The sequence below is a fragment of the Paracidovorax sp. MALMAid1276 genome, from assembly GCF_049198005.1.
Lineage (GTDB): Bacteria > Pseudomonadota > Gammaproteobacteria > Burkholderiales > Burkholderiaceae_C > Acidovorax.
Genome location: NZ_JBMIRS010000180.1, coordinates 1 through 12,375, shown reverse-complemented (window position 1 = coordinate 12,375; position 12,375 = coordinate 1). Strand labels below are relative to the sequence as shown.

General features: G+C 68.6%; 8 protein-coding genes. 6 read left to right on the top strand and 2 right to left on the bottom strand.

What is annotated here, in order from left to right:
- Window positions 1-8: 8 nt before the first annotated feature.
- Together tadA and ACOQFS_RS12610 are read left to right on the top strand one after the other, a co-directional pair.
- Window positions 9-1,430: a tRNA adenosine(34) deaminase TadA gene (tadA, locus tag ACOQFS_RS12615; protein ID WP_421563209.1), complete on the top strand. Its 1,422-nt coding sequence runs from the start codon at window positions 9-11 to the stop codon at window positions 1,428-1,430.
- 56 nt (window positions 1,431-1,486) lie between these two features.
- A complete protein-coding gene (locus tag ACOQFS_RS12610) occupies window positions 1,487-2,473 on the top strand; it encodes an LD-carboxypeptidase (protein ID WP_421563208.1) in 987 nt (328 codons plus the stop codon).
- Window positions 2,474-2,530: 57 nt separating this feature from the next.
- On the opposite strand, the gene ACOQFS_RS12605 is transcribed toward ACOQFS_RS12610, so the two are convergent.
- Window positions 2,531-2,881 carry a hypothetical protein gene (locus ACOQFS_RS12605; protein WP_421563207.1) on the bottom strand — a complete coding sequence of 117 codons (351 nt, stop codon included), beginning with the start codon at window positions 2,879-2,881 and terminating at the stop codon, window positions 2,531-2,533.
- Window positions 2,882-3,160: 279 nt separating this feature from the next.
- On the opposite strand from ACOQFS_RS12605, the gene ACOQFS_RS12600 reads away from it, so the two are divergent.
- The 3 genes from ACOQFS_RS12600 to ACOQFS_RS12590 all read left to right on the top strand — a co-directional run bounded on the left by ACOQFS_RS12600 (window position 3,161) and on the right by ACOQFS_RS12590 (window position 7,863).
- Window positions 3,161-4,090 carry an FHA domain-containing protein gene (locus ACOQFS_RS12600; protein WP_421563206.1) on the top strand — a complete coding sequence of 310 codons (930 nt, stop codon included), beginning with the start codon at window positions 3,161-3,163 and terminating at the stop codon, window positions 4,088-4,090.
- A 169-nt stretch (window positions 4,091-4,259) separates the two neighbouring features.
- Window positions 4,260-6,794 carry a penicillin acylase family protein gene (locus tag ACOQFS_RS12595; RefSeq protein WP_421563205.1) on the top strand — a complete coding sequence of 845 codons (2,535 nt, stop codon included), beginning with the start codon at window positions 4,260-4,262 and terminating at the stop codon, window positions 6,792-6,794.
- Window positions 6,795-6,849: 55 nt separating this feature from the next.
- Entirely contained in the window at window positions 6,850-7,863 is a 1,014-nt protein-coding gene (locus ACOQFS_RS12590) for an asparaginase (RefSeq protein ID WP_421563204.1), read from the top strand.
- Window positions 7,864-7,872: 9 nt separating this feature from the next.
- On the opposite strand, the gene putA is transcribed toward ACOQFS_RS12590, so the two are convergent.
- On the bottom strand, window positions 7,873-11,643 hold the full coding sequence (gene putA / locus ACOQFS_RS12585; RefSeq protein ID WP_421563203.1) for a trifunctional transcriptional regulator/proline dehydrogenase/L-glutamate gamma-semialdehyde dehydrogenase: 3,771 nt from the start codon (window positions 11,641-11,643) through the stop codon (window positions 7,873-7,875).
- A 125-nt stretch (window positions 11,644-11,768) separates the two neighbouring features.
- Here putA and ACOQFS_RS12580 point away from each other — a divergent pair, with 125 nt between their 5' ends.
- Window positions 11,769-12,242: an Lrp/AsnC ligand binding domain-containing protein gene (locus tag ACOQFS_RS12580; protein WP_421563202.1), complete on the top strand. Its 474-nt coding sequence runs from the start codon at window positions 11,769-11,771 to the stop codon at window positions 12,240-12,242.
- Window positions 12,243-12,375 lie beyond the last annotated feature (133 nt).

Below are 12,375 nucleotides of genomic sequence, written 5' to 3'. Positions count from 1 at the left end.
TAATAGCAATGGCATCCGAGAACGCAACCGACACCCACTGGATGCGTCTGGCCGTGGCCGAGGCGCAGGCCGCCGCGCAGGCGGGCGAGGTGCCGGTGGGCGCCGTCGTGGTGAAGGACGGCCAGGTGATTGCCACCGGCCGCAACGCCCCGGTGCAGGGCCACGACCCCACGGCCCACGCCGAGATCGTGGCGCTGCGCGCCGCAGCGCAGCGGCTGGCCAATTACCGGCTGGACGGCTGCAGCCTGTACGTGACGCTGGAGCCCTGCGCCATGTGCAGCGGCGCCATGCTGCATGCGCGCCTGGCCCGCGTGGTGTATGGCGCGGCAGAGCCCAAGACGGGCGCGGCCGGCTCGGTGCTCAACCTGTTCGGCCATGCCGAGATCAACCACCAGACCGAGGTGGTGGGCGGTGTACTGGCACAGGAATGCGGCAGCCTGCTCAGCCAGTTCTTTGCAGGGCGCCGCAGCGCGCAGCGTGCCGACGCCCGCGCCCGCCACCCGCTGCGCGACGACGCCCTGCGCACGCCCGATGCGGCATTTGCCGATCTGCCGGGCTACCCCTGGGCGCCGCAGTACGTCAGCGATCTGCCGAGCCTGGCGGGTTTGCGTTTGCACTACCTCGATGAGGGGCCGTCGGATGCGCCCCGCACCTGGCTGTGCCTGCACGGCAACCCGGCCTGGAGCTACCTGTATCGCCGCATGATCCCGGTCTTGCTGGCCGCTGGCGACCGCGTGGTGGCGCCCGACCTGATCGGCTTTGGCAAGAGCGACAAGCCCAAGAAGGATGCATTCCACCAGTTCGACGCGCACCGCCAGGTGCTGCTGGAGCTGATCGAGCGCCTCGACTTGCGCAACGTGGTGCTGGTGGTGCAAGACTGGGGCGGCATCCTGGGCCTGACCCTGCCCATGGCCATGCCCGAGCGCTTCGGCGGCCTGCTGGCGATGAACACGGTGCTGGCGACCGGCGACACGCCCCTGCCCCAGGGATTTGTGGACTGGCGCGCCATGTGCCGCGACAAGCCGCTGTACGGGGTGGGGCGCCTGCTGGCGCGCGGCAACCCGCACCTGAGTCCTGCTGAATGCGCGGCCTATGACGCGCCGTTTCCTGACAAGGGCTACCGCGCAGCGCTGCGCGCATTCCCCGAACGGGTGCCCGCCGCAGCCGATGATCCGGGCGCAGCCCTGTCGCGCGCGGCCCGCGATTTCTGGCGACACCAGTGGCAGGGCCAGAGCCTGGTGGTGGTGGGCGCGCAGGACCCGGTGCTGGGGCTGCCCACCATGCGCGCGCTGCAGAACGCCCTGCGCGGCTGCCCCGAGCCCTTGGTGCTGCCGCATGCGGGGCACTTTGTGCAGGAGCACGGCGAGGCAGTGGCCGCGCGGGCTGTGGAATACTTCTCGTTTCCCGGTGTCCGCCGCAGCGGTGCTTGACGCGGCGCCGGATCCCCTTTGTTGACGGAGCAGGCCCCACGGCGGGCCTGAACGCTTTGCACGACCACCTTCACGACCACGACCATTCGCAGTGCGACCACGACCATGGTCCCCGGCACATCTACATCTACTCGCCCGCCAGCGCCGTGCGCGACAAGGCGGCGTTCAGGCGCGGCATTGCACGCCTCAAGGCCCTGGGCCACGAGGTGGAGGTGGACGCCGATGCGCTGGCCACGCACACGCGCTTTGCGGGCGATGACGCCACGCGCCTGGCGGCCATTCACCGCGCGGCCGCCAGCGGTGCCGACCTGGCGCTGATCTCGCGCGCGGCCTACGGCTTCACGCGCATCCTGCCCGGCATTCAGTACAAGAAGGTGGCCAAGGCCATCGAGCGGGGCACGCGGTTCGTGGGCATGAGCGACTTCACGGCCTTTCAATCTGCCGTGCTGGCCCGCACCGGTGCCACGACCTGGGCGGGGCCGTCGCTCGAAGTGGACTGGGGTGTGGCGGGCGAGCCGGACGACATCATGGCCGCATGCTTCGACGACCTGCTCACCGGCCACGGTGAAGGCACGGGCTGGCGCATGAACCATGAAAAGCCCCACGCCGTCACCGGCAAGCCGGCGGTGCCCGATGTGTACGTGAAAAGCGCCACGTTGTGGGGCGGCAACCTGGCGGTGCTTACGTCGCTGGTCGGAACGCCTTACTTTCCGCAGGTGAAGGGCGGCATCCTCTTCCTGGAAGACATCAGCGAGCACCCCTACCGGGTCGAGCGCATGCTGACGCAATTGCTGCACGCTGGCGTGCTGGCGCAGCAAAAGGCGGTGGTGCTGGGGCAGTTCACGCAGTACAAGCTGGCCCCGCACGACAAGGGCTTCAAACTGCAGACCGTGGTGGACTGGCTGCGTTCGCAGATCAAGGCGCCGGTGCTCACCAACCTGCCGTTCGGGCATGTGGAGACCAAGGTGCTGCTGCCCGTGGGGGCCACGGTGTCGCTGTCGGTGGAGGCGCGGGACGCGCTGATCTACTGGGGCCACCAGTAGCCGGGCCGGGCCGAGGCAGACCCGAGGGCGGACGAGGGTGGGGATTGCGTGCCCGCCTCAAAGGCGCGCGTGCTGCAACAGCGGCGCACGCAGCGAGCGCGGCAGCTGGCCCTGGAAGAGGGGGGTGATGCGGTCCAGCGCATCCTGGGCGTGGGCCTTGCCGCGCAAGGGCAGCAGGGTGGTGAACAGGTCGCCGCGCAGGTACCACAGCGCCTCGATGTCGCCCGCATAGCGCAACCGCATGTTCATGCGGGCCACCTCGCAGCCCGAAGCACCCGCAAGGCAGAGCAGCATGGCGCGGCGGATGTCTTCCAGCCCCTGGTCACGCACCCACGCGGTCGAAGACGGCTTGTCACGGCCCAGAAGGTCGTGCAGGCTGTTTCGGAGGTTGGGCTTGTTCCAGCGCATGGGGCGGCGGTCAGGGAATTTGTAACAGGTCGGCCAAGTTAAGCGGGACCCGGGCGGTACACAAGAGGTGGCGTCCTGTTTTTGCGAAAAGACAACACGCTGGCGCCGATTTTTGTGGGTTTTTGGGCGCTGGCAAGCATTTTTTGGCAGGCAGCGCCGCATGTATTGCATTGCTGGTCAGCGGGCAACCCCAGCCCCACCATGGCGCACTTCGTCCGTGCGCGGGCGCGCCGCTTCCACTAAACTGGTTCACATGATGTTACTCAGAGGCGGGCGTTCATGAGTGTGTTGTCGACCGTGGTTTTCGCGGACATTTCGGGCAGCACGTCGTTGTACGAAACCCTGGGCAACGAGCGTGCCACCGAGGCTGTGACGCAGGTCACGCAATGGATCGCCAGCTCCATCGAAGAGTGCGGCGGGCGCGTGGTGAAGAAGCTGGGCGATGGCGTGCTGTGCGTGTTCGGCGACGCATCAAGTGCCATGCTGGCCATCAGCACGCTGCTGCGCCACCACGAATCGCGCCTGCACCGTTGGCCGCAGCCTCTGCGCATGGACATTCGCATGGGCGTGGCGACCGGCGAAGTCGTGGAGGTGGATGGCGATTGTTATGGCGACGCCGTGAATGTGGCGTCGCGCCTGTGCGAGCGCGCAGGCCCGGCAGAGATATGGGCCACCGAAACCTCCGTTCTGCTAGCGGGTACGGCGCCCGATGTGTGGCACCGCAAGCTGGGGATGATGGAGATCCGCGGCAAGTCGGAGCCGCTCATGCTCTATTCCGTCGAGTGGCGCGAGAACGAAGAGCCCGAGTCGCTCACGATGCAGGACGGGCTGGTCAGCAACTTTGCGCCGGCCGACTCCATCCTGGGGCAGATCCAGTTCTCCTGGCACGGGGTGGACCGCACCTTTTCGTCGGTGGATGCACCGGTGCATGTGGGGCGCGCCACGGACGCCGAGCTGTGCATCAACGACCCGCGCGTGTCCCGCCTGCACGCACGCATCGACTGGCGCAACAGCGGATTCGTGCTGACCGACATGAGCAGTTTTGGCACCTGGGTACGGTTTGAGGGCAGCGATTCGCCGGTGCGGCTGCGGCGCGATGCCTGCATCCTGCACGGTACGGGCCAGATTGCGCTGGGCGTGTCGTTCAACGAGCCCAGCGCGCCGGTCATGATGTTCCAGGTGGCCGGCGCGACGGTGCATCTGCGCTGACCCGGCTGGCACGGCCATGCGGTGCATGGTTGAAGGCGCCAGGGCCTTGCCGGGTTGATCGCGTTCTGCCGTGGCGTGGCGGGTTTCTGCCCCTGCCGCAGGCATCACAATCCGGCACCGATTCATCGGGGCGAACCCCGAACAACACCCATTACAGGAGACATAGGACATGGCGTGGATCAAGCGGACAGCCGTTGGGCTGGTGGTGGCCGTGCTGCTGGCGGGCACCGGTGCGGCGGTGTATGTGCAGCGCAGCTTTGCGGTGGTGGATGGCAAGCTTGGCGTGGCGGGCCTTGCCAGCGTCGTGCAGGTGCGACGCGATGCCGCAGATGTGACGCACATCCGTGCGCAGAGCCCGCAGGACGCCTGGTTCGCCATGGGCTTCGTGCATGCGCAGGAGCGCACCTGGCAGCTCGAGTTCAACCGCCGGGTGATGCACGGCAGCCTGTCGGAGGTGTTTGGCGAGGCCACGCTCGAGACCGACAAACTCATGCGCGCACTGGACATCATGGGCGCAGCCCGGCGGCAGTACGAGGGGCTGCCGCTCGCTGCCCGCGAAGCCCTGCAGGCCTACAGCCGGGGCATCCACGCCTTCCACAAGAACCGTCCGCAGGCCTTGCCGCCCGAGTTCCATGTGCTGGGCGTCAAGCCGGGGGGCGACATTGCCGCCGTATGGGAGCCCGAAGACAGCGTGGGCTGGGCGCTGATGATGGCGCTGGATCTGGGGGGCAACTGGGGCAACGAATTTGCGCGCCTGTCGGTGGCGCGCACGCTCGACACCGAGCGCCTGTGGCAGTTGATGCCGCCCTACCCGGGCGAGCGGCCGGCGGCCTCGGCCGATTTGTCGGCGCTGTACCGCGAACTGGGTGTGTACAAGGCGCCGGCGGCGGGCACGGCAGCGTCCACGCCGCAGGCGCCGGGGGCGCAGGCGCGGACCGAGGGCGGCGGGATTCTGTCGCGCCAGGTCAGTGCGGGCATGCTGGCCTGGGCCGACGAGCTGACCCAGAACGCAGGCACGAACGAAGGCAAGGGCAGCAACAACTGGGTGCTCTCAGGCACCCGCACGGTCAGCGGCAAGCCGCTGCTCGCCAACGACCCGCACCTGGGCCTGTCTGCGCCTGCGATCTGGTACTTCGCAGGCGTGCAGGCACCCGCAGGCAAGGCGTCGGACGGCAGCCCCATCGCCGCCATCGACGCTGTGGGCGCCACGCTGCCAGGCCTGCCCTTCGTGGTGCTGGGCCGCACCGACCGTGTGGCCTGGGGCTTCACCAACACCGGTCCCGACGTGCAGGATTTGTATGTCGAGCAGATCAACCCCGCTGATGCGTCGCAGTACCGCACGCCCGACGGCTGGGCTGCCTTTGGCGTGCGCAATGAAACCATTCGCGTGAAGGGCCGGGCCGATGTGGTGGTGCCGCTGCGCAGCACGCGCCACGGCCCGGTGCTCAGCGACGCGCAGGCGGTGCACGCCGAGGTGCTGGACCTGAGCCGTTATGTGCTGGCGCTGCGATGGAGCGCCCTGGATGCCGACAACCAGACCGTGCTGGCCGGCCTGCTGACGAACCAGGCCAAGAATGTGGACGAGTTGTTCCAGGCACTGTCGCACTACCACTCGCCCATGCAGAGCGTGGTGGCCGCCGACGACCAGGGCAACATCCGCTTCAAGGCCGTGGGCCGCGTGCCGCTGCGCGATGCTGCCAACGACATCCGTGGCGTGGCGCCGTCCCCGGGCTGGGACGCGCGCTATGACTGGAAGGGCTGGCTGGCGTACGCGCAAACGCCGCAGGACGACGGTGCCCGCACGGGCTGGGTGGCCACGGCCAACCAGCGCATCACGGCGCCAGACTACGCCCACTACCTTGCGCAGGACTGGGCCTTGCCCTACCGCTACGAACGCATCGCCGAGCTGATCGAGGCCACCGACAAGCACGATGCACAGAGCATGCAGGCCATCCACGGCGATGTGACCTCGCTGGCCACGCGGCGCCTGCTGCCGCACCTGCGCGGCGCGCAGTCATCGCATCCGCTGGCGGCAGCCGCTCAGGAAGAGCTGAAGGGCTTCGACGGCGTGATGGACGCCGACAAGGCGGCCCCGCTGATCTTTGCCGCCTGGACGGACGAACTGGCCCGGGGCCTGATTGTTCCGCGCATTGGCGCAGACCGCTTCAAGGCCACCTACGGCAAGCGCGACTACCGCGCCGGGCTGGAGGGCATGCTGGAGCGCGATGACCGCTGGTGGTGCCAGCCGGGCACCTGCGCGGAGCAGTCCGCCGCGGCGCTGGGCCGGGCACTGGACCGTCTGCAGGCCGCCTATGGCAGCGACCCCGCGCGCTGGCAATGGGGGGCCGCGCATGCAGCCGTCAGCGCGCACCGCCCGTTTGGCAATGTGGCGGCGCTGGCGCGCTTTTTTGATGTGGCCGTGCCGTCGCACGGCGACTCGTACACCGTCAACGTGGGCCAGTACAACGCGGGTGATGCCAAGGGCCCGTTCGTGAACCGCCACGCCGCCTCGCTGCGCGCGGTGTATGACCTGGCGGACCTGGAGCAGTCGCGCTTCATCTACCAGACGGGCCAGAGCGGCCTGGTGTTCTCGCCCCGCTACCGGGACATGAGCACCACCTGGGCTCAGACGGGTTACCGCGCCCTGCAGCGCCAGCCCGCACGCTGGGTGCACGAGCTCACGCTGGCACCGGTGGCGAACTGAGCCTCGTGCTTGTCCTTGTCCTTGTCCTTGCCATTCACGCTCTTCACCACATCCCATGCCCTTTGTTCCCCTGATTGAATCCACCCGTGGCGATCTGGCCGAGTGCCAGCATTGGGGCGCCGTGGCCGTGACGAACCGGGACGGCCGGGTGCTGGCCCGGGCCGGAGACCCCTACGCGATGGCGTTCACGCGGTCCACCATCAAGGCGTTTCAGGCACTGCCGTTCATGATGGCGGGCGGCGCCCGCGCGCTGGGCTGGGGTGCGGCAGAGCTGGCCATGCTGTGTGCCAGCCACAGCGGCGAGCCCATGCACGTGCAGCAGGTCGAGCGCATGCTCGCCAGCGTGGACCAGGACTACCGCGTGCTGCAATGCGGCTGCCACACGCCCATGTTTGCGGCGCTGGGGCTGCCGGGTCTTGAGCTGCCCCGCGGCTTTGTGGCCGACGAGCGGCACCACAACTGCAGCGGCAAGCATGCGGGGTTTGTGGCGCACTGCGCGCTGCAGGGGCTGCCGCTGGCGGACCACCTTGCGCCCGATCACCCTCTGCAGCAGGCCGTTCGCAGCCGGGTGGCGCAGGCCGTGGGCCTGGAGCCCCGGCAGCTGGCGGTGGGCACCGATGGGTGTTCTGCGCCCAACTACGCGATGCCGCTGGCGCATCTGGCGCAAGGGTATGCCCGTCTGGCGGGCGGCGCGCCCGACAGCGAGCTGGACGAGAGCCTCACAGCGCTTGCGGATGCCATGGTGTCGCGCCCTGATCTGGTGTCCGGCACGGGGCGGCACGACCAGGACTTCATGGTCGCGGGGCGCGGGGACTGGGTGTCCAAGACCGGCGCAGACGGTGTGCAGGTGGTGGGCAGCCGCAGCCGGGGCGAGGCATTGGCCCTCAAGATCATGGACGGCAACATGGTGGCCCAGGTGGCTGCGGCGGTCGAGGTGATGGACCAGCTGGGCTGGCTCGACAACGCGCAGCGCAATGCCCTGCAGCCCCGCCGCGCTGCGGACATCCTGAGCGTGCGTGGCGCTCGGGTGGGCAGGCGACAGCCGGTGTTCACGCTGCAGCGCGTCTGAGCCGCCCGTTCAGCCAATCGTCATCAGGCTGGCATTGCCGCCGGCAGCGGCGGTGTTCACGCTGAGCGCGCGTTCGATCACCAGCCGTTCCAGCGGGATGTCGACCGCGCCGGGCGGCAGCGCCGTCACGCCCACGATGGGGCCAGGGCGCTGCGCCAGCGCGGTGCACACCGCCTGCAAGGCAGCGCTGTCACCATGGTGCAGCACGGCGTCCAGCGCCACCGTGCCGTCCCCGAGTGCGTTGTCCTGCAGCGCAACCTGCGCCTGCACCAGCGTGGGCAGCTGCGCGCGCAGCGCGGCCTGGGCGCTGGGCCACAGGGCGGTTCCGCCACTGGCGAGCACGGCGGCTGTCTGCGTGAGCAGGTCGTCCGCATCGTGTGCCAGGCACAGCACGCGCTCGCGCGGTGCCAGGGTGTAGACATTGCGCTCGCCGGTGGGGCCGGGCAGGGTGCGGGCGGTGCCGCTTTGCGCCTGCCGGGCGAACTGCTGGCACACAGTGTCCAGGGTCGCGCGGCCTTGTTGGCGAGCCCATTGCTGCAAGGTGGCCAAGGGTGCCAGCTGGCGCTCGCGGCGCTCTGCGTCGGGGGAGCTGGCCCGGTCTGCCTGTGCGAAGGTGCGTGCCAGTGCGTCCGCCGGGCGCTGCGACAGCAGGCGCAGCAGGTACAGCGGCCCGCCGGCCTTGGGGCCGGTGCCCGACAGACCTTCGCCGCCGAAAGGCTGCACGCCCACCACGGCGCCCACCATGTTGCGGTTCACGTACACGTTGCCCGCATGGGCGCGGTTCACCACGCGGGCGATGGTCTCGTCGATGCGGGTGTGCACGCCCTGCGTCAGTCCGTAGCCGGTGGCATTGATCTGGTCGAGCAGCTTGTCGAGGTCGTTGCGGGCGTAGCGCACCAGGTGCAGCACGGGCCCGAAGACTTCGCGCTGCAGCTCTCCGATGTGTTTCAGCTCGATCAGCGTGGGCGGCACGAAGGTGCCCTGCGCGGCCGATGCGGTTGACGTTGCCGGGGCGTGGTTCGGGTGCTGGAAGACACGGTGGCCTTTGGCCTTGAAGGTCTCGATGTGCCTGGCGATGCCTGCCTGGGCCTCGGCGTCGATCACGGGGCCCACGTCCACGCGCAGCTCGGCGGGGTTGCCCACGCGCAGCTCGCCCATGGCGCCCTGCAGCATCTCGATCACGCGGTCTGCCGCCTCATGCTGCACACACAGCACGCGCAGGGCCGAGCAGCGCTGGCCTGCGCTGTCAAACGCGGACGCCACGGCATCGCCGACCACCTGTTCCACCAGGGCCGAAGAGTCCACGATCATGGCGTTCTGCCCTCCCGTTTCGGCGATCAGCGGGATGGGGCGGCCGGCCGCATCGAGGCGTCCGGCCACCGTGCGCTGCAGGATGCGGGCCACCTCGGTGGAGCCCGTGAACATCACGCCCATCACGCGGTCGTCGCCCACCAGGCGCGCGCCCACGGTCTCGCCCCGGCCGGGCAGCAGCTGCACGGCAGCGCGGGGCACACCGGCGCGCCACAGCAGCCGCACGGCCTCGGCGGCGACGAGCGGGGTTTGCTCTGCGGGTTTGGCCAGCACCGGATTGCCGGCTGCCAGCGCGGCGGCCGCCTGGCCCATGAAGATGGCCAGCGGGAAGTTCCAGGGGCTGATACAGGCCACGGGCCCCAGCGGGAGGTGGGTGGTGTTGTCGAACGTGGCCTGCACCTGGGCCGCGTAGTAGCGCAGAAAGTCCACGGCCTCGCGCACTTCGGCCACGGCGTTGCTGGCGCTTTTGCCCGCTTCGCGCATCAGCAGGCCCAGCAGCGGCAGCGTGCGCTCTTCCATCAGGTCAGCGGTGTGCAGCAGCAGCGCTGCACGCTCTGTGGGCGGCGTGGCAGCCCATGGCGCGGCGGCCGCCTGCGCGTGGGCCAGGGCCTGGTCCACGTCGGCCGCCGAGGCTTCCTGCACCTGGCCCACCACGTCGCCGTGGTCTGACGGGTTGCGAACGGCCTGCGTGGCGCCAGCGGGCACTTCGCTGCCGAGCAGGGGGCCTGCGGTCCACGCATGGCTGGCGGTGGCTTGCAGCGAGGCGGCAAACGCCGTCAGCGTCAGCTCGTTGGACAGGTCGACCCCGCGCGAGTTGGCGCGCTGCGCTCCATACAGCGCGCCGGGCAGCGGGATGCGGGGGTGGGGCAGGCCCGGCGTGCCTTCGGCGGCGGCCTGCTGGTCCACCACCTGCACGGGGCTTCTCACCAGGTCTTCCAGCGCAATCGTTTCGTCGGCGATGCGGTTGACGAACGAGGTATTGGCCCCGTTCTCCAGCAGGCGGCGCACCAGGTAGGCCAGCAAGGTTTCGTGTGTGCCCACGGGCGCGTAGATGCGGCAGGGCCGGCCCAGCTTGCCCGCGCTGATGGCGCCCACCACCTGTTCATACAGGGGCTCGCCCATGCCGTGCAGGCACTGGAATTCGTATTGCCCGGCGTAGTAGTTGCCGCCCGCGAGCTGGCAGATGGTGGCGACGGTTTCGGCGTTGTGTGTGGCGAACTGGGGGTAGATGGCCTCGGGCGCGGCCAGCAGCTTGCGTGCGCAGGCGATGTAAGAGATGTCGGTGTGCACCTTGCGGGTGTAGACCGGGTAGTCCGCCAGACCATCCACCTGGGCGCGCTTGATCTCGCTGTCCCAGTACGCGCCCTTGACCAGGCGCACCATCAGGCGGCGCCGGGTGCGGCGGGCCAGGTCTACTACGTAGTCGATGACAAACGGGCAGCGCTTCTGGTAGGCCTGGATGACGAAACCAATGCCGTTCCAGCCCGCCAGCGTAGGCTCGTGGCACAGCCTCTCCAGCAGGTCCAGCGACAGCTCCAGGCGGTCGGCCTCCTCGGCATCGATGTTCAGGCCGATGTCGTATTGCCGGGCCAGGGCCGTGAGGCGCAGAACCTGCGGATACAGCTCGTCCATCACCCGACCGAACTGCGCGCGGCTGTAGCGCGGGTGCAGCGCCGAGAGCTTGATGGAGATGCCCGGGCCTTCATAGATGCCACGTCCGGCCGATGCCTTGCCAATGGCGTGGATGGCTTGCTCGTACGACGCGTAGTAGCGCTGCGCGTCTTCGGTGGTCAGCGCAGCCTCGCCCAGCATGTCGTACGAATAGCGAAAACCCTCGGCTTCCATCTTGCGCGCGTTGCGCAGGGCTTCGTGGATGGTCTCGCCGGTCACGAACTGCTCGCCCATCATGCGCATCGCCATGTCCACGCCCTTGCGGATCAAAGGCTCGCCGCCCTTGGCCGTGAGGCGGCTGAGCGAGTTGCCCAGGCTGGCCTCGCTGTGCGTGGCCACCAGCTTGCCGGTGATGAGCAGACCCCAGGTGGCCGCGTTGACGAAGAGGGACGGGCTCTTGCCCAGGTGGGCATCCCACTGGCCGTGGCTGATCTTGTCGCGGATGAGCGCATCGCGCGTGGCTTTGTCGGGGATGCGCAGCAGGGCCTCGGCCAGGCACATCAGGGCCACGCCCTCTTGCGACGACAGCGAGAACTCCTGCAGCAGGCCTTGCACCAGGCCCGCACGCCCGGCGCTGGCCTTGCGTTCGCGCAGGCCCTTGGCAATGCGCAGCGCTAGTTGCTGGGCGGTGGCGGCCTGGTCTGCGGGCAGGCGGGCCTGGGCCAGGAGCGGCGCCAGGGCCTCGGGCTCAGGGCGGCGGTAGGCCGCCGTGATCGCGGCGCGCAGAGGGTTGTTCAGCGGAGTGCGGGGAGCGAATTCGGCAAAGGGAGCGCTCTGCGGGTGGGAAGGCTGCGTCATGGCGGCGTCTTTCGGTGGATTCAGGACAAAAAGCAGGTTTTTCAGGCTGATGTCGATGATCTCTGGCTTCTTGATGAATAAATATTCGAAAATTGGAGTATCAACTGAATAAATCGCTATACACGGTGCAAAACGAAAATGATCTAGACCGCATAGACCGCAAGATCTTGTCAATCCTGCAGGAGGACGGCCGCATCGCCAACCTCAAACTGGCCGAGTCCGTGGCGCTGTCGCCCACGGCCGTGCTGGCACGCGTGCAGCGCCTCACGCGCGACGGCTTCATCCTGGGCTACGAGGCGCGGCTGAACCCCCTGAAGCTGGGCGCGGGCATGCTGGTGTTTGTGGAAGTGTTGCTGGACCGCACCACGCCCAATGTGTTCGACCAGTTCAAGGCCGCCGTGCAGGTGCATCCGGAGATCATGGAGTGCCACATGGTGGCCGGCGGCTTCGACTACCTGCTCAAGACCCGTTCGGCCGACATGAATGCCTACCGCGTGTTTGCGGGCAACGTGTTGTGGCAGTTGCCGGGCGTGCGCGAAACGCGCACCTATGCGGTGATGGAAGAGGTCAAGCACAGCACGCACCTGAACCTGCGGTGAGGGCGCATGGCTGCATTGGCTGGTGCGCCCTGAGGAGGTCCTGCATAACTCCCTGCGGTCCGTGATAGCGCGTCTCGGGCGGTCCGCTACGTTGCTTTTCTTGCCAATAGCCGGGCTATTGGCTGCAAAAAGA

Bases quoted from the DNA above. Each gene is read 5' to 3' on its own strand.
- tadA (WP_421563209.1), top strand. From the start codon at position 9: ATGGCATCCGAGAACGCAACCGACACCCACTGGATGCGTCTGGCCGTG.
- ACOQFS_RS12605 (WP_421563207.1), bottom strand. From the start codon at position 2,881: ATGCGCTGGAACAAGCCCAACCTCCGAAACAGCCTGCACGACCTTCTG.
- ACOQFS_RS12600 (WP_421563206.1), top strand. From the start codon at position 3,161: ATGAGTGTGTTGTCGACCGTGGTTTTCGCGGACATTTCGGGCAGCACG.
- ACOQFS_RS12595 (WP_421563205.1), top strand. From the start codon at position 4,260: ATGGCGTGGATCAAGCGGACAGCCGTTGGGCTGGTGGTGGCCGTGCTG.
- ACOQFS_RS12590 (WP_421563204.1), top strand. From the start codon at position 6,850: ATGCCCTTTGTTCCCCTGATTGAATCCACCCGTGGCGATCTGGCCGAG.
- putA (WP_421563203.1), bottom strand. From the start codon at position 11,643: ATGACGCAGCCTTCCCACCCGCAGAGCGCTCCCTTTGCCGAATTCGCT.